The organism is Novosphingobium sp. BL-S-32, from assembly GCF_056857055.1.
Window position 1 is genome coordinate 3,335,322 of record NZ_CM166476.1, and the last position, 22,119, is coordinate 3,357,440.

Annotated in this window: 25 protein-coding genes and 1 tRNA gene; 16 read left to right on the plus strand and 10 right to left on the minus strand. The window is 64.5% G+C overall.

The genetic code is table 11. The features are described from left to right. Window positions 1-447: 447 nt before the first annotated feature. Together AC1VVK_RS15640 and radC are read right to left on the minus strand one after the other, a co-directional pair. On the minus strand, window positions 448-1,191 hold the full coding sequence (locus AC1VVK_RS15640; RefSeq protein ID WP_482903695.1) for an NRDE family protein: 744 nt from the start codon (window positions 1,189-1,191) through the stop codon (window positions 448-450). Beyond that, window positions 1,191-2,033, minus strand: a complete 843-nt coding sequence (gene radC / locus AC1VVK_RS15645) for a RadC family protein (protein ID WP_482903696.1) — start codon at window positions 2,031-2,033, stop codon at window positions 1,191-1,193. Before radC ends, AC1VVK_RS15640 begins: the two co-directional genes overlap by 1 nt. A 39-nt stretch (window positions 2,034-2,072) precedes the next feature. On the opposite strand from radC, the gene AC1VVK_RS15650 reads away from it, so the two are divergent. The 11 genes from AC1VVK_RS15650 (at window position 2,073) to purT (ending at window position 11,556) form a co-directional block, all read left to right on the plus strand. Beyond that, on the plus strand, window positions 2,073-5,276 hold the full coding sequence (locus tag AC1VVK_RS15650; protein WP_482903697.1) for an intermembrane phospholipid transport YdbH family protein: 3,204 nt from the start codon (window positions 2,073-2,075) through the stop codon (window positions 5,274-5,276). Between the two features lie 47 nt (window positions 5,277-5,323). After that, the gene (locus AC1VVK_RS15655; protein WP_243652316.1) at window positions 5,324-5,560 is read left to right on the plus strand and encodes a YnbE family lipoprotein; all 237 of its coding nucleotides are present in this window, start codon (window positions 5,324-5,326) and stop codon (window positions 5,558-5,560) included. Then, window positions 5,560-5,955 carry a YdbL family probable chaperone protein gene (locus AC1VVK_RS15660; RefSeq protein WP_482903698.1) on the plus strand — a complete coding sequence of 132 codons (396 nt, stop codon included), beginning with the start codon at window positions 5,560-5,562 and terminating at the stop codon, window positions 5,953-5,955. Before AC1VVK_RS15655 ends, AC1VVK_RS15660 begins: the two co-directional genes overlap by 1 nt. 501 nt (window positions 5,956-6,456) lie before the next feature. Next, window positions 6,457-6,777 (plus strand): AtpZ/AtpI family protein, encoded by a 321-nt coding sequence (locus AC1VVK_RS15665; protein ID WP_132384911.1) that lies wholly within the window; start codon window positions 6,457-6,459, stop codon window positions 6,775-6,777. Between the two features lie 54 nt (window positions 6,778-6,831). Next, window positions 6,832-7,614 (plus strand): F0F1 ATP synthase subunit A, encoded by a 783-nt coding sequence (locus AC1VVK_RS15670; protein ID WP_482903699.1) that lies wholly within the window; start codon window positions 6,832-6,834, stop codon window positions 7,612-7,614. Window positions 7,615-7,654: 40 nt separating this feature from the next. Next, a complete protein-coding gene (locus AC1VVK_RS15675; protein WP_054439786.1) occupies window positions 7,655-7,879 on the plus strand; it encodes a F0F1 ATP synthase subunit C in 225 nt (74 codons plus the stop codon). Between the two features lie 106 nt (window positions 7,880-7,985). Further along, window positions 7,986-8,480, plus strand: a complete 495-nt coding sequence (locus tag AC1VVK_RS15680) for a F0F1 ATP synthase subunit B family protein (protein WP_132384913.1) — start codon at window positions 7,986-7,988, stop codon at window positions 8,478-8,480. Continuing rightward, complete coding sequence (locus AC1VVK_RS15685; protein ID WP_482903700.1) at window positions 8,473-9,078, plus strand: F0F1 ATP synthase subunit B family protein; 606 nt, start codon at window positions 8,473-8,475, stop codon at window positions 9,076-9,078. The genes AC1VVK_RS15680 and AC1VVK_RS15685 overlap by 8 nt, the downstream gene beginning before the upstream one ends. 170 nt (window positions 9,079-9,248) lie before the next feature. After that, entirely contained in the window at window positions 9,249-10,079 is an 831-nt protein-coding gene (locus tag AC1VVK_RS15690; RefSeq protein WP_482903701.1) for a hypothetical protein, read from the plus strand. Window positions 10,080-10,216: 137 nt separating this feature from the next. Then, window positions 10,217-10,357: a magnesium transporter gene (locus AC1VVK_RS15695; protein ID WP_482903702.1), complete on the plus strand. Its 141-nt coding sequence runs from the start codon at window positions 10,217-10,219 to the stop codon at window positions 10,355-10,357. A 32-nt stretch (window positions 10,358-10,389) separates the two neighbouring features. Beyond that, the gene (gene purT, locus AC1VVK_RS15700) at window positions 10,390-11,556 is read left to right on the plus strand and encodes a formate-dependent phosphoribosylglycinamide formyltransferase (protein ID WP_482903703.1); all 1,167 of its coding nucleotides are present in this window, start codon (window positions 10,390-10,392) and stop codon (window positions 11,554-11,556) included. Between the two features lie 78 nt (window positions 11,557-11,634). Here purT and AC1VVK_RS15705 read toward each other — a convergent pair whose 3' ends face one another. The 7 genes from AC1VVK_RS15705 to aroA form a co-directional block, all read right to left on the minus strand. Then, a complete protein-coding gene (locus AC1VVK_RS15705; protein ID WP_482903704.1) occupies window positions 11,635-12,198 on the minus strand; it encodes a nucleoside 2-deoxyribosyltransferase domain-containing protein in 564 nt (187 codons plus the stop codon). Window positions 12,199-12,214: 16 nt separating this feature from the next. Beyond that, window positions 12,215-12,973, minus strand: a complete 759-nt coding sequence (gene gloB / locus AC1VVK_RS15710) for a hydroxyacylglutathione hydrolase (RefSeq protein WP_132384917.1) — start codon at window positions 12,971-12,973, stop codon at window positions 12,215-12,217. A gap of 390 nt (window positions 12,974-13,363) precedes the next feature. After that, a complete protein-coding gene (gene rpsA, locus AC1VVK_RS15715) occupies window positions 13,364-15,070 on the minus strand; it encodes a 30S ribosomal protein S1 (RefSeq protein ID WP_132384918.1) in 1,707 nt (568 codons plus the stop codon). 238 nt (window positions 15,071-15,308) lie between these two features. Next, entirely contained in the window at window positions 15,309-15,929 is a 621-nt protein-coding gene (locus tag AC1VVK_RS15720; RefSeq protein WP_482903705.1) for a (d)CMP kinase, read from the minus strand. Between the two features lie 54 nt (window positions 15,930-15,983). Then, complete coding sequence (locus tag AC1VVK_RS15725) at window positions 15,984-16,229, minus strand: hypothetical protein (protein ID WP_482903706.1); 246 nt, start codon at window positions 16,227-16,229, stop codon at window positions 15,984-15,986. 77 nt (window positions 16,230-16,306) lie between these two features. Further along, the gene (locus AC1VVK_RS15730) at window positions 16,307-16,570 is read right to left on the minus strand and encodes a CBU_0592 family membrane protein (protein WP_132384921.1); all 264 of its coding nucleotides are present in this window, start codon (window positions 16,568-16,570) and stop codon (window positions 16,307-16,309) included. Between the two features lie 59 nt (window positions 16,571-16,629). Continuing rightward, window positions 16,630-17,952, minus strand: a complete 1,323-nt coding sequence (gene aroA / locus AC1VVK_RS15735; protein ID WP_482905183.1) for a 3-phosphoshikimate 1-carboxyvinyltransferase — start codon at window positions 17,950-17,952, stop codon at window positions 16,630-16,632. A 235-nt stretch (window positions 17,953-18,187) separates the two neighbouring features. On the opposite strand from aroA, the gene AC1VVK_RS15740 reads away from it, so the two are divergent. The 5 genes from AC1VVK_RS15740 to rimM all read left to right on the plus strand — a co-directional run bounded on the left by AC1VVK_RS15740 (window position 18,188) and on the right by rimM (window position 21,749). Then, window positions 18,188-18,508, plus strand: coding sequence for a TIGR02300 family protein (locus tag AC1VVK_RS15740; RefSeq protein ID WP_132384922.1), 321 nt, complete (start codon window positions 18,188-18,190; stop codon window positions 18,506-18,508). A gap of 490 nt (window positions 18,509-18,998) precedes the next feature. Continuing rightward, window positions 18,999-19,074: transfer RNA gene (locus AC1VVK_RS15745), tRNA-Ala, on the plus strand. 231 nt (window positions 19,075-19,305) lie between these two features. Continuing rightward, window positions 19,306-20,754 carry a signal recognition particle protein gene (gene ffh, locus AC1VVK_RS15750; protein ID WP_482903707.1) on the plus strand — a complete coding sequence of 483 codons (1,449 nt, stop codon included), beginning with the start codon at window positions 19,306-19,308 and terminating at the stop codon, window positions 20,752-20,754. Window positions 20,755-20,784: 30 nt separating this feature from the next. Then, window positions 20,785-21,219 (plus strand): 30S ribosomal protein S16, encoded by a 435-nt coding sequence (gene rpsP / locus AC1VVK_RS15755; protein WP_132384924.1) that lies wholly within the window; start codon window positions 20,785-20,787, stop codon window positions 21,217-21,219. Between the two features lie 20 nt (window positions 21,220-21,239). Further along, window positions 21,240-21,749 carry a ribosome maturation factor RimM gene (gene rimM / locus AC1VVK_RS15760; RefSeq protein WP_482903708.1) on the plus strand — a complete coding sequence of 170 codons (510 nt, stop codon included), beginning with the start codon at window positions 21,240-21,242 and terminating at the stop codon, window positions 21,747-21,749. Between the two features lie 47 nt (window positions 21,750-21,796). Here rimM and AC1VVK_RS15765 read toward each other — a convergent pair whose 3' ends face one another. Beyond that, entirely contained in the window at window positions 21,797-22,114 is a 318-nt protein-coding gene (locus tag AC1VVK_RS15765; protein WP_482903709.1) for a hypothetical protein, read from the minus strand. Between the last annotated feature and the right edge of the window lie 5 nt (window positions 22,115-22,119).

A 22,119-nucleotide genomic window follows, 5' to 3' on the forward strand; every position in this document is an offset into this window, starting at 1 on the left:
AAGCCTGTCACTTTGCGGGATTTTGAATGTGGTGAGGGCCAAGACGACAAAGCGAGGAAACGGCAGTTCCTCGCAATCCGTGACTCCCTCATAATCCATCATCCTGAACTTGGTTCAGGATCCATTTGGCCGCTCACCCAGACGACCGCGCGAAAAGCCCGGCAATCGCGCATCGCCGATCGAAGCACCGCGCCGGCGGCGAGATGGATCCTGAAACAAGTTCAGGATGACGTGGTAAGGTGTCTCGACGGGCGCTTTTTCGTGCCATTCCCGCCATTCTGCCAGTCCCCAATCCCCAGTCCCGCTCAGGCTGAGCTTGTCGAAGCCCCATGAGGCGTGGCGCCAGTTTCCATCCTTCGACAAGCTCAGGATGAGCGGGGTGAATGGGAGAGGAGAGGTGGTAAAAGGAGCGAGGAGAGCGGGTTGAGCGAAGCGAACCCATTCCGCTCAGGGCAAAGCCGCCGCTGGCCACTCAAACGCCACGGTGACTTCACCGGACACACTGCCATCCGACGCGAAACTGCGCTCCACCATCAGCCCTTGGCCGGTGCGCGAGAGCACGAGCACCGTGCTGCACCGCGTGCCATAGATGAAATCGCGAATGAACACCGGTGCGAAACGCGGCTCCGGGCCGTCCTCCACGCGGGCCGTCCGCCGATCCGGCTTTTCCACGCGCAGGGCATCGAGCAGCGGGGAGAGATCCTCGTCCCCGGCGTCCAGCCAGCCGGCCACTGCCTGTTCCACCGCGCGGGTCTTGGGCCAGGGCAGGTCGAAGCCGCCATTGGACAGTCCGTGGATGCCCGGGGTGAGGGCCCGTGTCTCGGTATGCGGATAGTTGGTGAGGAACCGCGCTGCGCCGCCCGCCACTTCGACAAGGTTGAACGGATTCATCGTCTCGACCGGTTCGGGCGGGCGGCCTTCAAGCAGGTCGGTGACGAGCACCCCGCGCGAGGGACGTCCCGGCTGCGCGCCTTCGGGTACGCGGTAATTGGTGACGAGCGTGAAGCGGCCGCTGTTGGTCACTCCCAGCCACGTCCCGCCGCCGACGAGATCGCGTCCGGCGATCACGCCCGAGCCGTCTTCCCAGCGCGCCAGCGGAGCGGAAGCGCGCGCATGGAATTCGTCGCGATTGCCGGCGACGACGAGCGGCCAGTCGGGATGGGCTCTCCACGCGACGGCGGCGACACACATCAGATATGGCCTTTTGCGCGCAGGCTGACATGCCCCTCGCGCCCGATCACCACATGGTCGTGCACGGTGATGCCGAGCAGGCGCCCGGCGGCGGCGAGGCGATGCGTCATTTCGATATCGGCCTGACTCGGCTCCGGCGAGCCGGAGGGGTGATTGTGGACAAGGATCAGCCCGGTCGCGCCGATGTCGAGCGCGCGGCGGATCACTTCGCGCGGGTGAATCGCCGCCTCGTCGATAGAGCCTTCGCCAACCATCTCGTCCAGGATCAGCATGTTCTTGGCGTTGAGATAGAGCACGCGCACGCGCTCGCGCGTGAGGTGGGCCATATCGATGGTGAGGTAGTCTATCAGGACCTGCCACGATCCGATCACCGGCGCCTCGCGCAGGCGTTGGCGGGATAGCCGGGTGGCGGCGACGGTGACGATCTTCAGCGCGGCGGCGGTCGCCTCGCCCATGCCGGGGTGGCCCGCCAGCGTGCGCGGATCAGCCTGGAGCACGCCCGCCAGCGAACCGAAGCGTTTGATCAGGCTGCGCGCGAGCGGCTTCATGTCGCGGCGGGGCACGGCCTGCATCAGCAGCAGTTCGATGACTTCGTGATCGGCCAGAGCCTCCGCGCCGCCTTCGATCAGGCGCTTGCGCAGCCGGGCGCGATGTCCGCTGGGGTCGTTGCCTGCCGCCTTCGCCTCCGGAGCCGTGATTTTGCCCGCGTAGGCCTCTGCAAGGCTGTTCTTGCCCGAGGCTACGGGCATGCCCGTTTCGGCGTCGTTTCCGGCGCCGAATGCCTTCGCGGAAGGCGGTTCATCAAAGAGACTGTCCTGATCGGGCATAAGCTCCACGGACAATTGCCTTTCCCGGTCCACGCGCGCAAGTGAACGATCTGAATGCCTGAGGTGCCCGACCAGTCCAACGCCCCGGCGGAGCTTATCCGGCCGTTCCTGCGCACGCGCCGCGGCGCGGCGGTAACGGGCGTGCTTGGGCTGTTCGCGCTCGGCGTCAGCGCGGTCTGGGTCATGCGCGAGGATATCGCGGACAATTTGATCGAGCATCAACTGGCCAAGCTGGAGCTACCCGCTCGCTACCGGATCGTGCGGATTTCCCCGTCCGAGGAAGTGATCCGCGATCTTGTGATCGGCGATCCCAGGCGGCCGGACCTGACGATAGAGGAAGTCCGCGTGACGACGGATTTCTCTTGGGGGTTGCCCGGAATCGGCCGCATCACTCTGGTCCGTCCGCGCCTCTACGGCAGCTTGCACAAGGGCAAGCTGAGCCTCGGCACTCTCGACAAGGCGCTCGCATCGGGCGGTGGCGACAAGGAACACCCGCTGCCCGACTACGACGTGGCGCTGGTGGACGGCCGGGTTCTGGTCGAAAGCGATTACGGCCGCGTTGCCGCCAAGATCGACGGAGCAGGGCCCCTGCGCGGCGGTTTCGCGGGACAGCTTGCGGCGATCTCGCCGGGGCTGACCTATCAGGGCTGCCGGACCGGGCGCACCACGCTCTATGGCAAGCTCAGCGTGCATGGCGAGAAGCCTGCGTTCACCGGGCCCTTGCGGATAGCGGGGCTCGACTGTCCGCCCCATGCCTTGCATGCCGACCGGGCGGATATGCAGCTTGAACTGACGTTCGACCGCCCGCTCGACGGGGTCGAGGGACGGCTGGCGCTTGAGGGCGGCGCGGTCCGGCTGGCCGACAATGGCCTTGCCGGGCTTGCGGCCTCGGGTCGTTTCACATTCCGCAAGCAGGCACTCACTGCCACCTACACGCTCGTCGCGCGCGGAGTTACGACGCCGCAGGCCCGCGCGGATGCGCTGGGATTCGATGGGCAAGTGCGCACGGATGCCGGCTTCGCCCATGTCGATATCGACGGAGATGTGACCGGCAGCGGGCTCGTTCCCGGAGCCATCGGGGACCGCGCGCTTGGCGATCTCGCGAAGCGCGGGGAGGGCACGCTGGTCGCCTCGCTGGCGAACCGGATACGCGTGGGGCTGACGGGCGAGGCGCGTGGGTCGCGGCTGGATGCCAACCTCGTCCTGCGGCGCGACGGTGCAAGCTGGAGTCTTGTCATCCCGCGCGGCAACTGGCGTGGGACCAGCGGCGCTTCACTGCTGGCGCTTTCGCGCCTGCAGGCGGTGTTCGGCCAGTCGCGACCGGTGATCACCGGTAACTTCGCGAGCGGAGGCGCGGGCCTGCCGCAAGTCTCCGGCAGAATGGAAAGCGGCACCGACGGCCGTCTGGCGCTCAGCGTGTCGATGCCGGAATATCTGGCGGGCGATTCGCGGCTGGCTTTGCCGCATCTTTCGCTGACGCAGTCCGCCGACGGGACGATGACCTTCACCGGCGAGGCTAGGCTCTCCGGCCCATTGCCCGGTGGGAGGGCGGACGGGCTGGTCCTGCCGATCGAGGGGCGTTGGGCGGCGGACGGCGCACTGGCGCTCTGGCCGCGCTGCACCACGGTGGCGTTCGACCGGCTGGCAGTGGCCAACCTCACGCTGGAGAAGCGCAGCCTGCCGGTCTGCCCGGCGCAAGGTGGATCGATTCTGCGGAACGATGCCCGAGGGCTGACGATCACCGCCGGCGTGCCTTCGCTCGACGTTACCGGCAGGCTGGGCGGCACGCGCATCCACGTCGCCAGCGGGCCGGTGGGCTACGCACAGGCTCCGGGAAGGCCCGGCGCGCTCACCGCCAAGGCTGTCGCGGTGGAACTGGGCGCCGCCGATGCGCCTTCACGTTTCCGCATTTCCCACCTTGATGCCGAGGTCGGCAAGGACATCGCAGGGACGTTCGATGAGGGCGATATCATGCTCGCTGCCGTCCCGCTCGACATGCACCAGGCGGCCGGGCGCTGGCGCTATGCAAACGACGTGCTGGCGATAGACGGGCAGAGCTTCACGCTGGTCGACCGCCAGCAGGTGCCGCGCTTCAAGCCGCTGGTTGCCCGCGATGCTTCGCTGCGACTGGAAAACGGCGTCGTCACCGCACAGGCGTTGTTGCGCGAGCCGACCAGCGACCGCGCCGTGGTGCGTGCCGATATCGTCCACGATCTCAATGCCACCACCGGGCACGCCGATCTCACCGTGGACGGCATTCTGTTCGACAAGAAAGTGCAGGCCGAGACGCTTTCGCCGCTGCTGCTGGGCATCGTCTCCAACCTCGAAGGCACAGTGAGCGGCACCGGGCGGATCGACTGGAACGCCAGGGGTGTGACCAGCCACGGCCGCTTCTTCAGTGACGGGCTTGCGTTCGCCGCGCCGTTCGGGCCGGTGAAGGGCCTGTCCGGCGCCGTGGTCTTCACCGACCTTCTCGGGCTCGTCACTGCGCCGGACCAGAAGCTGAAGCTCGCCTCGATCAATCCCGGTGTGGAAGTGACCGACGGCGTCCTCTCGTTCCAGCTGGAGCCCGGCTATCTCCTTCGCGTCAACGGCGCGCGCTGGCCGTTCATGGACGGGGTGCTGACGCTGGAACCGGCTACCATGACAATGGGGGCATCGGAAACACGCCGGTACAAGATTACCGTGAAGGGCCTGAATGCCGCGACTTTCGTGCAGCATCTGGACCTCGGCAACATCAATGCAACCGGCGTGTTCGACGGCGAACTGCCGCTGGTGTTCGACGAGAACGGCGGGCGGATAGAGAACGGCTACCTCGCCTCGCGGGCGCCGGGCGGCAATGTCAGCTATATCGGTGCGCTTACTTACAAGGACCTCTCGGCGATGGGCAATTTCGCCTTCGGGGCGCTGAAGTCGGTCGATTACAGCCGGATGGAGATCGGTCTGGGCGGTTCGCTGGACGGCGATATCCTCACGCGTATCAGCTTCGATGGGCTCAGTCAGGGGGCGGGGGCCTCCAAGAACTTCGTGACCAAGCAGATCGCCAAGCTGCCGATCCACTTCATCGTCAATGTGAAGGCGCCGTTCATGAGCCTCTTCGGCAACATGCGTTCGCTTTACGACGCCAATTACCTCAAGGACCCGCGCCTGCTCAGCGCCGAGGCTGCCGCCCGGGCGCAAGCCGCCGCAGCGGCAAAAACCGCGACTGATCCCGCGTCCGCCACCATTCAGCCTTCAGACAGCGAGAAAAAACCATGATTGGCCCGCAATTGACCGGAAGCGTTCCGGCTGCGACAAGCCCGGCGATGACGCGTTTCGCCAGCCCGTTTCCGCAGCGCACCGCTCGCCGGACCGGCAGGCGCGCCGTTCGCGCCGCAACGATGATGACGGGTCTGATCCCGATGCTGTCCGGCTGCATTCAGGTGACTGCGCCCGACAAGCCGATCGTGATCGAACTTAATGTCAACATTCGTCAGGAAGTGATCTATCAACTCTCTGCCGACGCGGAGAAGACGATCCAAGACAACGAAGGCGTATTCTGATGAGCAAGATCCGTTTCAGCCGCTCCGTCGCTTTCATGGGCGCAGCCGCGCTGGTCCTTGGGGCAGGTGGGGCCGCCACCGCGCAGGAAGCGCGCGACCCGGCCTATGCCGCCGCGCGCGCCGCCGGTCAGGTGGGCGAGCAGCGTGACGGGTATCTCGGCGTGGTCGGCAGCCAGTCGGCCGCCGTCCAGGCGATGGTTCGCGATCTCAACAACAAGCGCCGCGCCATCTATACGCAGAAGGCCGCCGGCAAGGGCACGATCGAGGAATATGCCTTCGCCACGGCCTGCCGGCTGATCTCGCAGACCAGCCCGGGGGAGAAATATCAGGCTCCCGATGACTCGTGGCAGACCCGCACCGCCGCGCCGCCGCAGCGGGATCCGCGCTGCCCGTAAGCCCAGTGAAGCGCAACACGGAAACCTGATTTAGCACTGACCTTTCCGCGGCACCGGCCCGCTCCCCTGGACCTTTTCGTGTTCCTCGGGACGGGAGAGGGCCGGTGCCGCAAGCCTTCGACGAATGTCGAAGGCGCACCCGACAAATGACTCGGGGCCCGGTGCCGCAGAGAACACGGCTCCAGATCAGTGGGGCGTTATTCTCATTTCCTTCCCAATCTTTCGTCAGTCCGACAGACGCGTGACGAACACCCGACAGCAATGATTCGCATCCGTTCGGGGGAAAGCCTCATTCCGGCATCGCCCTTGCGCTTTTCCTTTTGTTGGCGAATGCTGTGTTCCTGCGGGTACTTGGTCCCGCGAGGATGCGTGTGAACAAGAGGCGCGGCGCGCGCCCGGCCAAGGTTGACTCGGGATAAGCCCCACCCTAAGGGGGCGGCGCCCTAGGCAGGGAGCCGTTGAGCGCGTCAATCGTCCTTTGATGGAGGAGGAAGATCTGACATGAGCGACGAGCCACCTGTAGGGGACCCTGTCGGCGAGGATGCGCGCCTTGACAGGCTCGATGATCGGCTGAAAGCCCTTCGCGAGCGTGAAGAGCAGCGCAATCGACCGGCCAAGGGCGCGGAAACGGACGATGCATATCGTGCCGGTAACCGCGTTCTGGCCGATTTGCTGGGTGGGGTTGCCGGCGGTTTGTTTCTCGGTTGGGTGATTGATCACTTCGCCGGAACGTCGCCCTGGGGTCTGTTGGTGATGATGTTCCTCGGAATATTCGTTGCCTTCAGGAATATCATAAGGAATTCGAACCAGCGCCCGGATTGACCCAGAGGGGGTGGATACAGGGCGCTGTCGTTCATTGGCGACAGGGATATTCGCGTGGCTGCCGAAGCGAAGCTCGATCCGATGCACCAGTTCCAGCTTGAGACGCTGGCCGGTGCCAATTGGAACATTGCGGGATACAACATCGCCTTTACCAACAGTGCGTTGTGGATGGCGATTGCTACCGTCGTGCTGGTCGTGTTCGTCTCCGGCGGCATGAAGCGCCAGCTGGTGCCGGGTCGCTGGCAGATGGCGGTGGAGACTTTCACCGGTTTCATCGACGGAATGCTGGCCGCCAACGTCGGTCCGGCAGGCAAGAAGTACGTTCCGTATATCTTCTCGCTGTTCATGTTCATTCTCTTTGCGAACTTCCTTGGCCTGCTGCCGCTCGGCGTTTTGGGCCTGCACGCCTTCACGTTCACCAGCCACTTCTCGGCAACCGGTGTTCTGGCGGTGATGTCGTTCGCGATCGTGCTTGGGGTTGGCTTTGCCAAGCACAAGCTCCACTTCTTCTCGCTGTTCGTGCCGCACGGCACTCCGGTGGTCATGATCCCGCTGATCTTCTGCGTGGAACTGATCTCCTTCCTGGTGCGCCCGTTCAGCCTCGGCCTGCGTCTTTTCGTCGCGATGATGGCCGGCCACGTTCTTCTTGAGGTGCTTTCGAGCTTCGTGATCAGCTCGGGCAACGCCGGCATCGGCCTTTTCGCCATCGCCGGTCTGCCCAGCTTCATCCTGATGGTCGGCATCTGCGCACTGGAACTGCTGGTCGCCGGCATTCAGGCCTACGTTTTCGCTCTTCTCACCTGCGTCTATCTCAACGACGCTGAGAATCTTCACTGATTTCAATCGCATATCGCATTTTCCAAAGGGAGTTTTTGAAATGGACGCAGAAGCTGCAAAGCTGCTTGGTGCTGGGTTTGCCGCGATCGGTTGCGGCCTCGCCTCGATCGGCGTGGGTAGCGTGTTCGCGAAGTTCCTCGAAGGCGCGCTGCGCAATCCCGGTGCTGCCGACGCCCAGCAGGGCCGTCTGTTCATCGGCTTCGCGGGCGCCGAACTTCTCGGCCTGCTCTCGTTCGTCGTTGCCGCGCTGCTGATCTTCGCCTGATCACAATAGCGCACTAATCCGATCCGGCCGCGCGAACCCTTTGGTGCCGCGGCCGGGCCACCGGATGCAAGATTTCTACCGGCTACCTCGGGACAGGGCTTAACCCATGCCTCAGATCGCACAGCTTGGCGAATATTACGCCAGCCAGATCTTCTGGATGCTGATCTTCTTCGCCATCACCTTCTTCGTCGTTGGACGCGGCATGGTGCCTAAGGTGATGGATACCGTCGCCCAGCGCGACAAGCAGATTGCAGAGGACCTCGCTACGGCTGAAAAGCTGCGCGAGAGCGCCGACGCGGAAGAGGAAGCTTGGCGCACGCGTGAAAACGCGAACCGCGCCGAGGCTCAGGGCCTCATCGCCTCGGCCCGTGCCAAGGCTGGTGCTGCCACTGCCGACCGTCTCAACGCCGCACAAGTCGGCATTGAAGCGGATCTGGCTACCGCCGAAAAGCGTATCGACGAAGCGCGCCGTTCGGCCGCAAGCGAGATCGAGACCGTCGCGGCCGACGCTGCGCGTGAGATCGTCAGCCGCGTTGCCGGCCTCTCGCTTGACGAAACCGCCGTGCGCGCCGCCGTAAAGGGGAGCCTGGTTCATGGCTGATAACACTGTCACCCAACAGGTTGGCGCCCAACAGGCCGGCACCCAGCAGGCCGCTGTGCCGCAGGGCGCCGAGGCCGCCGGTACGCAGGCTCACGTCGCTGTCGAGCATGCCGAACCCGAACTGCTTGGCGTGGCTCCGCCCGTCGCAGTCGTCAGCACTTCGATGCTGGTGCTCATCGCGATCATGCTCTGGAAGGGAGTGCCGAAGCTGATCACCGGCGGACTGGATGCCCGGATCAGCCAGATCAAGGCGCACCTCGAAGAGGCCAAGACCCTGCGTGCCGAGGCGGAAGCCCTGCGCAAGGAATATGCCGATAAGATCGCGAATGCCGAAAAGGACGCCGCAGCCATGCTCGAGCACGCTCAGCATGAAGCCGAAGCGATCGTCGCCAAGGCTGAGGCTGACACCACCGAACTGATCGCCCGTCGTCGCAAGATGGTGGAAGAGAAGATCTCGGCGCTGGAACTGGCCACGATCACCGACCTGCGCCGCAAGGCCGCAGCGGCTGCCGCCAATGCCGCGGCTGACCTGATCAAGGACAACCATTCGGCTGCTGCCGACAAGGCTCTGGTCGATCAGGCAATCGCCGGCATCTGATCCCGGTTTCCGGTAACGAACACAAAAAAGCCCTCGTGCATTCGCACGGGGGCTTTTTTGTTGCCGGGCCGATGAACGTTCTGAAACCGGCAAGTCCTGTGAGTTGACAAGCCGGGCGTGTCTCCCAATTGATCGGCGCTAAGCTCTATGAGCTTGCAATAGGGGGAACTATGAAAATCGTAGCAACTTTTGCTGCCGGCCTTGCGCTGGCGGCAATGCCTGTTCTTGCTGCCGCGCAGCCGCTTTCAAAGCAGAACGCACTACAACTGACCCAACTGGGATTGGGTGACGACGCCATCGTTGCCAAGATCAGTGCCGACAAGGTGGACTTCGACCTTTCCACCGACGAGATGATCGCGCTGCGCAAGCAAGGCGTATCGTCGGCCGTGATCGCGGCCATGATCTCGAACCGCTATCAGCAGAAGGCAGAGATGTCGCTCGATTCGCCGGACCCGGCGGTCCCGCATCCGGCCGGTCTCTACGCCGTTCAGGACATCGGCCATATGCACATGCTGCGCATGGATTCGACCGTAACCAACCAGGCCAAGACCGGTGGTTTGCTTGGCTATGCCTTCACCGGCGGCATCGCGTCCATGAGCGTCAAGGCGTCGATCCAGAAGGAGACGTCCGCCGTTCCCGTACAGCGCCAGCCACGCTTCTACTTCTTCTCGGCGGAATCGAACGGCAGCGATGGCGGCGCTTGGGCAAGCGGCACGAATACCGTCGTGGCCTCACCGGCTGAACTCACGCTGATCCGCCTGATGCGGAAGGACGGACGCCGCGAGGCCCGCGTTGGAAGCGTCAATATCGCCGGTGCCAAGACCGGTGTGATGGACAAGGATCGCATCGAATTCCGGCATGAACTGGTGCGTCCCGGCGTCTACCGTATCGACGTTACCCATCCGCTCGAACCCGGTGAATATGGTTTCATCTATTCGTTGGCGGGCAACGGCTCGGCCGGCGCGATGACCGCACGGATCTTCGACTTCACCGTACAATAAACATGCGTGGCATTTTCGGCGTTTGACCGAACGAAGACAAAGCCCTCGTGCACCCGCACGGGGGCTTTTTGCTTGTGGCAGCAACCGTTCGGCACGGTGGCGATATTGATGGGGCTCGGTCCGCTCTGGTATGAGCGATGCTGCCTTTCGTGTTGCAGGGGCCGGGTTTCGATCCGGCGATTGCTTCGGTGCCCGTCGTGGCGATACCGGTCGATGTCACGGGGCTGGTGATCTATTTCAGCATTGCGCTTGCGTTTCTCTCCGGGACGCTGCTCTAGCGCCCCGGAAGCCACAAAGAAGGACGGTCATCATGGCATTCACCGCGAAGATCCTGCTGCTCGGTTCGGGCGAACTGGGGCGCGAATTCGTCATCTCGGCCAAGCGCCTCGGCTGTGAGGTGATCGCTTGCGACGCTTACGAGGGCGCGCCGGCAATGCAGGTGGCCGATCATTTCGAGGTTTTCTCGATGTTGGATGGAGAGCGCCTGCGCGCGGCGATCGAGAAGCACAAACCGGACTTTATCGTGCCCGAGGTTGAGGCAATCCGCACTGAAGTGCTTGCGGAAGTCGAGGCGGAGGGCTTCTGCGTGGTTCCTTCTGCCCGCGCCACGCAGATGACCATGAACCGCGATGCCATCCGCGAGGTCGCTGCCGTCGAACTGGGGCTGCGCACTTCGCGTTATCGCTACGCGGAATCGCTCGACGAAGTTCTGGCCGGGGCAGAACACACCGGGCTGCCCTGTGTCATCAAGCCGGTCATGTCCTCATCGGGCAAGGGCCAGAGCACGGTTCGCGACGCGGCTGAGCTGGAGAAGGCGTGGGACTATGCCGTCGCCAACATGCGCGGTGACCGCAAGCGCGTGATCGTCGAGGAGTTCGTGGCTTTCGATTACGAGATCACACTGCTGACCGTGCGCAGCCGCGAGGGCGTTTCGTTCTGCCCGCCGATCGGCCACCGGCAGGAGCGCGGCGACTATCAGGAATCGTGGCAGCCAACGCCGATGGCGCCTGCGGCAATTGCCGATGCGCAGGACATGGCCCGCAAGGTGGTGGACGATCTGGGCGGCTATGGCCTGTTCGGCGTCGAATTCTTCGTGAAGGGCGAGGAGGTGATTTTCTCCGAACTCTCCCCGCGCCCGCATGACACCGGCATGGTCACGCTGATCTCGCAGAACCTGTCCGAGTTCGACCTCCATGCACGTGCGATCCTTGGCCTGCCGGTCCCCGAGGTCACGCTTTATGGCCCGAGTGCTTCGGCGGTGATCCTTGCCGATCGGGATAGCGATTCCTTCGCCTGTGAAGGTCTCTCGGACGCGTTGGCGACACCAGGTGGGCAAGTGGACCTGCGCGTCTTTGCAAAGCCCGTGACGCGGCCCTACCGCCGTATGGGCGTTGCGCTTGCGCTGGCCGAGGACACCGATACCGCGCGGCGAGTTGCGGCCGAGACGGCGGGCAAGGTGCGCATCGTTTACAAGTGAGGTGAGGGGCTTTTGCTTGCCGTTCAAAACCTCGTCGTCCCCGCCTTCGCGGGGGCGACGGTAATCAATGCCTGAGTGTCAGGCCGGCTTCTTCCAGCCGTGAACCCGCTGGCGCACTTTCGCCAGCAGTTCCTCCATCGTCGCCACTTGCGTCACGCCGTAGCGCTGCGCGGTGATGTCGACGTTGCCCTTGCGCCAGAAGCCTTCGGGGCAAAGTACCACCAGTTTGCCGTCCCGCGCATGGAGGCCGAGTTCCAGCAGGCTCACCGGGCTTTGCGTACCGGGCGCAAGGTACATCACGATCACGTCGGCGCTTTCCAGCGCGGCCAGTTCCCATTCGACCTGGCGGCGGAACTCGGGCTCGTTCGCCTCGGGTTTCCATGCCGGGTTCCAGTCGGGCCGGCGTGGGTTGAGGATTACCACGTTCTCGTTCGACAGGGCTTTGGTGAGATCGGCCTGCCAGTCCGTGGCGCTGCCCATGTCGATGCTGCCGCCGAGGAAGACGCGGGGGGCGTCGTGTGCCGCGGGCAGGGGCTGCGGGGAGGTGACGATCGTGCTGGAGGCCATGGCGGGTGTGGTCTCCGCGCTCGCCGTGAAGAGTGTGGCGAGCGCGAGGAGAGGGGCAAGCTTGTGCAAGGTCATCGGGGGGCGGGCAGTCTCAGAACGTGTTCTTGGCTTCGCGCAGCGCCGCGAAGGTCTCCACTGCGTCGTGTCCGCCCCAGCGGGCCTGCAAGGCCGGATCGTCGGCGCGCAGGAATGGATTGGTGAGCAGTTCGCGGCCGAGCTTGGTGGGAACGGTCGGGATGCCGGCTGCGCGGGCGCGGGCCACGTCCTCGGCATAGGCGGCGAGTTCGGCATTCTCCGGGTCCGCGTGGAGGGCGAACTTGGCGTTCGAGGCGGTGTACTCGTGGGCGCAATAGAGCATGGTCTCGGGCGGGAGCGCCTTGATGCGCTGGAGGCTGGCCCAGAACTGCGGCGCGGTGCCTTCGAACATGCGGCCGCAGCCGAGCGCGAAGACCGAATCGCCGACGAAAGCGATCTGGGCTTCGGGCAGGTGATAGGCGCAATGGCCGAAAGTATGCCCGCCCACGTCGATGACGTGCGCCGTCCAGTCTCCGATTGTGACTCGATCGCCCTGCGAGACCGTGCGGTCTACGCCCGCGATCTTGCCAGCATCGCCTTCCGGCGCGGTCACGGTGCAGCCGGTTGCGGCCTTGATGGCGCCATTTCCGCCTGCGTGGTCCGGGTGCCAATGGGTGTTCCAGATCTGCGTGATCTGCCAGCCCTTGATGGCGGCCTGCCGCAGATATTCGTCGGCATCGGGGGTATCGATGCAGGCGGTCTCGCCGCTGACGGAATCGTGCAGCAGGAAGCCGTAGTTGTCACTGAGGCAGGGGAACTGGTGGACTTCGAGCATGGGATCTCTCCTTGCCGGGCGATGTAGTCCTTTGGGGCTGTGGGCGAAAGAGGCGCGGCGAAGAGGATTCGCGCGGAGGTGCGGAGATCGCGGAGGAGAACAAGAAGAAGGGAAAAGGATCGCGCAAAGGCGCAAAGGCGCGAAGAGAGTCGTTCCTGCCGAAGGCACCTGTTTCAATTGAAGGTAGCGGCATGGGCGCGGCTGGAAATCAAAGGCGGCTTGGCCGCAAGCGCAACACCTTTGAGCCTTCGCGCCTTTGCGCGATCCCCTTCTTCTTGTTCTCCTCCGCGATCTCCGCGCCTCCGCGCGCACCGCATAAAGCAAAAGCCCGCCCGGATCGCTCCGGACGGGCCTTTACTGTTTCACCTGGCGGTGAAGCTCGAAACGTTCTTACGAACGGTTCTTGAGAGCCTCGCCCAGGATGTCGCCGAGCGAAGCGCCCGAGTCCGACGAACCGTACTGTTCGACAGCTTCCTTTTCTTCGTGAAGCTGGCGAGCCTTGACCGAGAAGGTCGGCTTCTTCGAACGGTCGAAACCGGTGACCATGGCGTCGAGCTTCTGGCCAACCTGGAAGCGGTCGGGGCGCTGTTCGTCGCGGTCGCGGCCGAGGTCCGAACGCTTGATGAAGCCAGTGGCGCCATCTTCGCCAGCCTGGACTTCCAGGCCGCCGTCGCGGACTTCGAGGATCGTCACGGTGACGACTTCGTTACGGCGCAGCGAACCACCCGCAGCGACGATGCCAGCGGCCGGAGCGCCACGCTCAAGCTGCTTCATGCCGAGGCTGATGCGTTCCTTCTCGACGTCGACGTCGAGAACCACGGCCGAAACCTGCTCGCCCTTGCGGTGCAGAGCCAGCGCGTCCTCGCCCGAGATGCCCCAGGCGATGTCCGACATGTGAACCATGCCGTCGACGTCGCCGTCGAGACCGATGAACAGGCCGAATTCAGTGGCGTTCTTGACTTCGCCTTCAACCTGCGAACCGACGGGGTGCTTCTCAGCGAAGGCTTCCCAGGGGTTCTGCTGAGCCTGCTTGAGGCCGAGCGAGATGCGGCGCTTGTCCGAATCGACTTCGAGAACGACCACTTCGACTTCCTGCGAGGTCGAGACGATCTTGCCGGGGTGGACGTTCTTCTTGGTCCAGGACATTTCCGAAACGTGGACAAGGCCCTCGATGCCGGCTTCCAGTTCCACGAACGCACCGTATTCGGTGATGTTGGTGACGGTGCCGGTGAGCTTGGCGCCCACGGGGTACTTGACGGCTGCGCCTTCCCACGGATCGCTTTCCAGCTGCTTCATGCCGAGGCTGATGCGCTGGGTGTCCTGGTTGATGCGGATGATCTGCACCTTCACGGTGTCGCCGATGGCGATCACTTCGCTCGGGTGGTTGACGCGCTTGTAGCTCATATCGGTGACATGGAGCAGGCCGTCGATGCCGCCGAGGTCAACGAACGCACCGTAGTCGGTGATGTTCTTGACGACGCCTTCGATAACCTGGCCTTCGCTCAGCTTGTCGATCAGTTCGCTGCGCTGTTCGGCGCGCGTTTCTTCGAGGACGGCGCGGCGCGACACGACGATATTGCCGCGGCGACGGTCCATCTTCAGGATCTGGAAGGGCTGCGGCACGTCCATCAGCGGGGTGACGTCGCGCACGGGGCGGATGTCGACCTGCGAGCCGGGGAGGAACGCAACGGCGCCGTCGAGGTCGACAGTGAAGCCGCCCTTGACGCGGCCGAAGATCACGCCTTCGACGCGCTTGCCTTCACCGAATTCGTTTTCGAGCTTGTCCCAGGCAGCTTCGCGACGTGCACGGTCACGCGACAGCATTGCTTCGCCGTCAGCGTTTTCGACGCGGTCGACATAGACTTCGACTTCGTCGCCGACCTTGAGGCCGTGTTCACCTTCGCCGCGGGCGAATTCGCGCAGCGAGACGCGGCCTTCGCTCTTCAGGCCAACGTCGATGACGGCCTTGTCGTTTTCGATCGCGGTGACGGTGCCCTTGACGACGCGGCCTTCAAAGCCGTCGTCGGCGACGCCGCCGAGCTGATCTTCAAGCATCTTCGCGAAATCATCGCGAGTGGGAGTGGCAGAAGTAGCCATTAAAGGTTTGTTCCTGTTTATCGATTTTTCCGGCCAGGCGGTTGAATCCGCCGGTCTTCCTCCGCGCCCCGCACCATGCGGAACCCGGGCCAAAAGGGCCGAACCGCCACGGGGGCCGGATGCCCGCCGCAGCGTCCTTCAAACCTGACGGTTCTCCAGACCGGCGGCCACTACGCGCCTAAGGGGCGAAATGCAAGGAAAATGGCGGCCGGGATGGCGGTCTCGGCGGCCTGCCGAGTCAGCCTTTGCGGGCTTCGACAGCGGCGATGGCGGCGGCAACCGCCTCTTCGCGGCCCAGATCGGAGGTATCCAGCAGCACGGCATCGTCAGCAGCCACCAGCGGGGCATCCTTGCGGTTTCGATCGCGCTCGTCGCGGGCGGCAAGGTCGGCGGCGATGTCGTCCAGCGAAACGTCGCGGCCCTGTGCCTGCATTTCGAGGAAGCGGCGCTGGGCGCGGGCCTCGACCGAGGCGGTGACGAACAGCTTCACATCGGCTTCCGGGGCGATCACCGTGCCGATGTCGCGCCCGTCCAGCACGGCGCCGCCCGGGTGCGCGGCGAAGGCGTGCTGGCGCTCGTAAAGCGCGCGGCGCACCGCCGGATGGACCGAGACCCGGCTCGCGAGGCCGCCGCTTGCTTCAGAACGCAGTTCGGGGTCCGTCAACAGGCCTTCCGAAAACGCGCAGGCGGCCAGCGCGGCTAAGGGGTCATCCGGATTGCCGCCGTCGAGGAAGCACTGGCGGCCGACCGCGCGATACAGCAGGCCGGTGTCGAGATGGGGCAGTCCGAAATGGCGGGCGAGGGCTTTGGCAATAGTGCCTTTGCCCGAGGCGGTGGGTCCGTCGACGGCGATAATCATGCGGCGGCTCATGGCGGCTTGGAGCCGGTGAGGCAAGCTGCGCGTACCGTTTCCTCAGGATTCGCGGGCGCGGTCGGGGTCGAGCAATTCCGGACTGTCGGCGCCGTATATCTCTATGAGTTCGTGTTCGAAGCGCCCGGAATCGCGGGCCAGCCAGGCGACGACGACCAGCGCGACGCCAAGGCTCGCGCCGATCATCGGCAGGATCAGGGTGAGCGCGGCCAGCAGGGGCAGCGGCAGGCCGCCGAGAGCCCGGCGCACGCTGCGAGGGGCGCCCGGATGTGCCAGCTTCGACTCCATCGCTGCCTCCTTTCCTGCGGAGAGGCTATGCCCGGAACCCTTGTCGAATGGTAACCGTACGAATCGGGATCGCGGCGTCAGGTCTTCCGGCGCGTGAGCAGCGCCTTTACTAGTCCCCACCCGGCGATCAGCGCCCAGAGCGCTTCCATCGCGATCGAGGGCAGGTTCACATTCACCATCAGCGAGATCAGCAGCAGGACCGCGCCGACCAGGTTCAAGCCGTGCTGAAGGTAGCGGTTCGGATTGTCCTGATAGGTGATGTAGGCATAGGCGGCGATGCAGCACACCGTGCCCAGGAAGCCGAGTGTGTTGCTGAGCCATTCCGGCAGGTCGAGGATCATGCGGACTCCGGCGGCATAAGGGGTAGGGGCGACACGGGGCCGCCCCTGCGAGAATGCCCTTATTCCGCGAGAGTGGCCAGCAGGTCCTCGAAATTGGGGAAGCTGGTGGCGATCGGGCGCGTGTCGTCGACGTCCACGCCCTGGCGGCTGACGAGTCCGGCGACTGCCATCGACATCGCGATGCGGTGGTCGAGGTGGGTGGTCACTTGCGCGGCCGTCGCGGTGCCCGGCAGGGGCGCGCCGCCGGTGCCGGTGATGACCAGGCCGTCCTCGCGCTCCTCGATTTCGGCGCCGGCCAATGTCAGCGCGGCGGCCATGGCGGAGAGGCGGTCCGATTCCTTCACGCGCAGCTCGTCGAGGCCGCTGGTCACCGTTACGCCCTCGGCCAGCGATGCGGCCACGAAGAGGACGGGGAATTCGTCGATCATGGCAGGCGCAATGGCGGGATCGACTTCGATGCCCTTGAGTGCCGAATGCTTCACCAGCAGGTCCGCCACCGGCTCGCCGCCGACTTCGCGCGGGCTCAGGAACTCGATCTGGCCGCCCATCTGGCGCAGGACTTCGACGAGGCCCGCGCGCGTGGGGTTGAGGCCCACATTTTCGATCACGACTTCGCTGCCCGGCACCACCAGAGCGGCAACGATGAAGAAGGCGGCCGAGGACGGATCGCCCGGCACGTCGATGACCTGGGGTTTCAGTTCGGCCTCGCCCTTGATGGTGATGACGCGGGTGCCGTCGGCCTCCACGGTCACGTCAAGGTCGGCGCCGAAGCCCTTGAGCATGCGCTCGGAGTGGTCGCGCGTCGGCACCGGCTCGATCACGGTGGTCGTGCCCGGGGTGTTGAGGCCGGCGAGCAGGATTGCGCTCTTCACCTGAGCGGAGGCGACCGGGAGGCGGTAGGTGATCGGTACGGCCGGCGAGGCGCCGCGCACGATCAGCGGCAGGCGGCCTCCCTCACTGGCTTCGAAGCTGGCGCCCATTTCCGACAGCGGATCGATCACACGGCCCATCGGGCGCTTGGAGAGCGATTCATCGCCGACGAAGCTGACATTGATCGGATGGCTGGAAACGAGGCCCATCAGCAGTCGTGTCGAGGTGCCGGAATTGCCCATGTCGAGCGGGCCGGTGGGCTGGTGCAGGGCGCCGACACCGACGCCGCTGACGCGCCATTCGCCGTCTTCCATGCGCTCTACAGAGGCGCCCATCGCGCGCATGGCGGCAGCGGTGGCCAGCACGTCCTCGCCTTCGAGCAGGCCGGTCACGCGCGTCTCGCCCACAGCCAGCGCGCCGAGCATGATCGAGCGGTGGCTGATCGACTTGTCACCCGGAACGCGGATCCGTCCTTTGAGCGGTCCTGCGGGCAGGAAACGGCGGGGGCGCATGGGGGAGGCGGGGTCGTGGCTCACGGCGGTGCTTCTTTCGAGGCTGGAAGGGGCGCAAAATCGCCGGGCTTTTGACAGCGGGTGCGGCCTATGGCAAGGCGCGCGCCCTGATGCGGCCTACACGCCAGATCTGGCACGCCTGATCCGGCATGCTTGATTTTGCGCGCGGGCCCTCCCATCAAGACACAGAATTCACGCCCGTACCCTTCGGTCGGGCAATAATTGAGGACATTTCATGGCAAAGCCTGAGTGGGGCGCCAAGCACGGCTGCCCGAAATGCGGCACCCGCTTCTACGATCTGGGCAAGGATGACCCGGTCACCTGCATCGAGTGCGGCCATTCGTGGCACCCGGAGCCGGTGCTGAAGTCCAAGCAGCCGATTCCCTATGAGGAAATCCAGAAGAAGGAAGTCGTCGAGACCGAGGACGCGGATCTCGCCGATGACGATCTGGACATCGACGACGATGGCGATTCGCCGGACAACGACGTCGACCTCGGCGGTGACGACGATCTCGGCATCGGCGGCGGCGACGACGATGGCGATCGCGACGAGTAAGCCTCGGGCGCTATCTGATTCAGGAAAGGGCGCGGCGCTTCGGCGGTCGCGCCCTTTCTTTTTTGCGCAAGTGCGGGGACGGAGGGGGCGCTGGTCTCGTCGGGCGATGCGAACTTGCGTTGTGAGCGAGAGCCGCTCCGACTCGCCCGCTCTCATCGCTCCCACCGCTCTCAATCCCGCTCAGGCTGAGCCTGTCGAAGCCCCCAGCGGCGTGGTGCAAGGTCTCCATCCTTCGACAGGCTCAGGATGAGCGGAGTGTGGATGGACGGTGTTCGTGGGGGCAGCGGAGCGCTTCAGCAGTTGCTCATCCTCGCAAGTGGCGTAGGGAAATCGGGTGCCTTCCGGGGGCGATCTGAAAAATGACAGGCCCGTGAAAATTTCCTCTTGCCAGCCCGGCGAACCCAATCTAGAGGGCGGCCTCCCAAGCGGAGGCGTAAGCCGAAACGCGGGAAACGGATCGGACCTCCCGGGTCGATCCGGCGAAATGATTGGGGCCTTAGCTCAGCTGGGAGAGCGCCTGCATGGCATGCAGGAGGTCAGCGGTTCGATCCCGCTAGGCTCCACCATTTCACCGAAATAGCCTTTCAAAGTTTTCTGGGTTTGGCTATTTCGACATATCAGTTTCGCGGAAACGCGATACGCTGGCCGACGAGTTTTCGTCCGCCGGCGTTTTTCGCATAAGGTTTCCGTCACGCCGGTCAGCGAGGTTTCGCCCACCGGCGTTTTTGGCGTTCTGGCGGCTCCGGCCGTCGAAAGGGATTTCGGCATGTTCGCCGCGAGTGACGTTAGGAGCGAGAATGTTTGACTCTCTGTCTGATCGTCTTGGTGGCGTATTCGACAAGCTGCGTGGCCGCGGCGCGCTCAAGGAGCAGGACGTTCGCGATGCCATGCGCGAAGTACGCATCGCGCTGCTCGAAGCCGACGTTGCGCTCCCCGTCGTGCGCCGCTTCATCGATCAGGTTACCGAAAAGGCCGTCGGCCAGTCGGTCCTGAAGTCGGTCACGCCCGGCCAGCAGGTCGTCAAGATCGTCAATGACGCGCTGATCGAGATGCTGGGCGGTGATCAGACCGCCGAACTCGATCTGGAAGCGGTTCCGCCCGTCGTCATCATGATGGTCGGTCTGCAGGGTTCGGGTAAGACCACCAGCACCGCCAAGATTGCCCGCCTCCTGAAGGAGAAGCAGGGCAAGAAGGTCCTGATGGCCTCGCTGGACGTCAACCGTCCGGCGGCGCAGGAGCAGCTTCGCGTTCTGGGTGAGCAGGTCGGCGTCGCCACCCTGCCGATCATCACCGGCCAGCAGCCGACCGAGATCGCCACCCGCGCCATGCAGTCCGCGCGCCTTCAGGCCGTGGACGTGCTGATGCTCGACACCGCCGGCCGTCTCCACGTCGACCAGCAGCTCATGGACGAGATGAAGGCGGTTGCCGCCATCTCGAACCCCCGTGAAACGCTGCTTGTGGTCGACTCGCTGACGGGTCAGGACGCGGTCAACGTTGCGCAGTCGTTTTCCGGCGAAGTCGATCTTACCGGCGTCGTGCTCACCCGTATGGACGGTGACGCGCGCGGCGGTGCGGCGCTGTCGATGCGGGCCGTCACCGGCAAGCCGATCAAGTTCGCGGGCACCGGCGAAAAGATGGAGGCCCTTGAGGTCTTCCACCCCAGCCGCGTCGCCAACCGCATCCTTGGCATGGGCGATATCGTCTCGATCGTCGAAAAGGCGGCCGAAGCCGTCAAGATCGAGGATGCCGAAGCGCTGGCCAAGCGCATGGAGCAGGGCAAGTTCGACATGAACGACCTGCGCACCCAGCTCGGCCAGATGCAGAAGATGGGCGGCCTTGGCGCTCTGGCCGGCATGATGCCGGGCATGAAGAAGGCCAAGGCGGCGATGCAACAGTCGGGCATGGATGACCGCGTGCTGCTGCGCATGGATGCGATCATCGGTTCAATGACGCCGAAGGAGCGCGCCAACCCCGCACTGCTCAATGCCAAGCGCAAGATCCGCGTCGCCAACGGTTCGGGTACCAATGTTCAGGACGTCAACAAGCTGCTGAAAATGCACCTGGAGATGTCCAAGGCCATGAAGCAGATCAAGAAGATGGGCGGCCTCAAGGGGCTGGCCGCGATGTTCGGCAAGGGTGGCCTCGATGCTGCCATGCCCGGATTGGGCGGCGGTCTCGGTGGCGGCGCCGGTGGTCTTCCGGGAATGGGCGGTGCGCCCGATCTCAGCAAGTTTCTGAAAAAGTAATTTTTGAAGATTTGAAGGAAAGGTAAAACAATGTCCGTTTCGATCCGTCTGTCGCGCGGTGGCGCGAAGAAGCGTCCTTACTACAAGATCGTCGTCTCCAACTCGCGCGCTCCGCGCGACGGCAAGTATCTTGAGCAGGTCGGCACCTACAACCCGGTCCTCCCCAAGGAAGACGAGAACCGCGTGCGCCTGGTCGAAGACCGCGTGCGTTACTGGCTCGGCGTTGGCGCCCAGCCGACCGACCGCGTTGCTCGCCTGCTCGACAAGGCCGGCATCAAGGAACGCGCCGCCACGGTGAACCCGAACAAGGCTGAGCCGGGCAAGAAGGCCAAGGACCGCGCCGAGGAAAAGGCCGAGAAGCTGCGTGAAGCTGAAGAAGCTGCCGCTGCTGCCAAGGCTGCTGCTGAAGCACCGGCCGAAGCTCCGGCTGAGGAAGCTGCCGCTGAGGAATCGACCGAAGCCTAAGCTTCAGGTTCGAGTCCACAATGGCTGGTCAAGACCGCCCCGTCACGCTTGCTGCCGTTACCGGCGCGCACGGCGTGACGGGCGAGGTTCGCCTCAAGCTGTTCGGTGAAGGCGTGGCGGCGCTCAAGCGTTACCGCGCCTTCAACGATTCCACTCTGACGCTCGCCAAGCTGCGCGACGACGGCAAGGGCGGCGCGATCGCCCGCTTCGAGGAAGTGCCCGATCGCAACGCTGCCGAGAAGCTGCGCGGCACCGCGCTGACCGTTCCGCGCTCGTCGATGCCGGAACTGGCGGAAGGTGAGTATTATCACGCCGACCTGCTGGGGCTGCGCGTGGTATCCGACGCGGGCGAGGAACTCGGCACCTGCATCGCGGTCGAGAATTTCGGCGCCGGCGACGTGATCGAGATCGAGCGTCCGGTGGGCGAGGATGGGAAACGGCGCCGCTTCATGGTGCCGATGACCCCCGCCGCCGTCCCCGAGTGGGATCACGAACGCGTGGTGGTCAACGCCGCCTTCGCGGAAGAATAAAGGAAAGGCCGCCCTCGGGCGGCCTTTCTGCTTTTCGGGCCCTGCAATCAGGCGAGCGCCGCTCTGACGCAGATCTGATTGGCGTGCTGCGGGCAATCCAGCGCGGTTACAAGCGGCGTCACCATGGCCAGGCTCGATCCCGCCAGAATTCCGGCGAGGATCCCGATCCCCGTCAGCCGTGCCCTGCGGGTCAAGGCGGCCTCTTGCGGGGTAGGGCGCTTGTTCTGATCGTCCGGGTCGTTGGGCTGCCGGCCGCGCAAGCTGCTGCCAAGAGCCTTGAACAGCTTGCGTGCGAGACGGTCGAAATCTCCGGAAAACCGGTCATGGCCGGCGTTCCACTGCTGCATGAAGTGTTGATCCTGCATTGTCC

Bases quoted from the DNA above. Each gene is read 5' to 3' on its own strand.
- AC1VVK_RS15660 (WP_482903698.1), top strand. From the start codon at position 5,560: ATGAGCAAGATCCGTTTCAGCCGCTCCGTCGCTTTCATGGGCGCAGCC.
- AC1VVK_RS15765 (WP_482903709.1), bottom strand. From the start codon at position 22,114: ATGCAGGATCAACACTTCATGCAGCAGTGGAACGCCGGCCATGACCGG.
- AC1VVK_RS15740 (WP_132384922.1), top strand. From the start codon at position 18,188: ATGGCAAAGCCTGAGTGGGGCGCCAAGCACGGCTGCCCGAAATGCGGC.
- AC1VVK_RS15720 (WP_482903705.1), bottom strand. From the start codon at position 15,929: ATGATTATCGCCGTCGACGGACCCACCGCCTCGGGCAAAGGCACTATT.
- AC1VVK_RS15655 (WP_243652316.1), top strand. From the start codon at position 5,324: ATGACGCGTTTCGCCAGCCCGTTTCCGCAGCGCACCGCTCGCCGGACC.
- purT (WP_482903703.1), top strand. From the start codon at position 10,390: ATGGCATTCACCGCGAAGATCCTGCTGCTCGGTTCGGGCGAACTGGGG.
- AC1VVK_RS15705 (WP_482903704.1), bottom strand. From the start codon at position 12,198: ATGACCTTGCACAAGCTTGCCCCTCTCCTCGCGCTCGCCACACTCTTC.
- AC1VVK_RS15725 (WP_482903706.1), bottom strand. From the start codon at position 16,229: ATGGAGTCGAAGCTGGCACATCCGGGCGCCCCTCGCAGCGTGCGCCGG.
- AC1VVK_RS15730 (WP_132384921.1), bottom strand. From the start codon at position 16,570: ATGATCCTCGACCTGCCGGAATGGCTCAGCAACACACTCGGCTTCCTG.
- AC1VVK_RS15690 (WP_482903701.1), top strand. From the start codon at position 9,249: ATGAAAATCGTAGCAACTTTTGCTGCCGGCCTTGCGCTGGCGGCAATG.
- AC1VVK_RS15680 (WP_132384913.1), top strand. From the start codon at position 7,986: ATGCCTCAGATCGCACAGCTTGGCGAATATTACGCCAGCCAGATCTTC.
- rpsA (WP_132384918.1), bottom strand. From the start codon at position 15,070: ATGGCTACTTCTGCCACTCCCACTCGCGATGATTTCGCGAAGATGCTT.
- AC1VVK_RS15640 (WP_482903695.1), bottom strand. From the start codon at position 1,191: ATGTGTGTCGCCGCCGTCGCGTGGAGAGCCCATCCCGACTGGCCGCTC.
- AC1VVK_RS15650 (WP_482903697.1), top strand. From the start codon at position 2,073: ATGCCTGAGGTGCCCGACCAGTCCAACGCCCCGGCGGAGCTTATCCGG.
- rpsP (WP_132384924.1), top strand. From the start codon at position 20,785: ATGTCCGTTTCGATCCGTCTGTCGCGCGGTGGCGCGAAGAAGCGTCCT.
- AC1VVK_RS15685 (WP_482903700.1), top strand. From the start codon at position 8,473: ATGGCTGATAACACTGTCACCCAACAGGTTGGCGCCCAACAGGCCGGC.
- ffh (WP_482903707.1), top strand. From the start codon at position 19,306: ATGTTTGACTCTCTGTCTGATCGTCTTGGTGGCGTATTCGACAAGCTG.
- AC1VVK_RS15675 (WP_054439786.1), top strand. From the start codon at position 7,655: ATGGACGCAGAAGCTGCAAAGCTGCTTGGTGCTGGGTTTGCCGCGATC.
- AC1VVK_RS15665 (WP_132384911.1), top strand. From the start codon at position 6,457: ATGAGCGACGAGCCACCTGTAGGGGACCCTGTCGGCGAGGATGCGCGC.
- rimM (WP_482903708.1), top strand. From the start codon at position 21,240: ATGGCTGGTCAAGACCGCCCCGTCACGCTTGCTGCCGTTACCGGCGCG.
- gloB (WP_132384917.1), bottom strand. From the start codon at position 12,973: ATGCTCGAAGTCCACCAGTTCCCCTGCCTCAGTGACAACTACGGCTTC.
- aroA (WP_482905183.1), bottom strand. From the start codon at position 17,952: ATGCGCCCCCGCCGTTTCCTGCCCGCAGGACCGCTCAAAGGACGGATC.
- AC1VVK_RS15695 (WP_482903702.1), top strand. From the start codon at position 10,217: ATGCTGCCTTTCGTGTTGCAGGGGCCGGGTTTCGATCCGGCGATTGCT.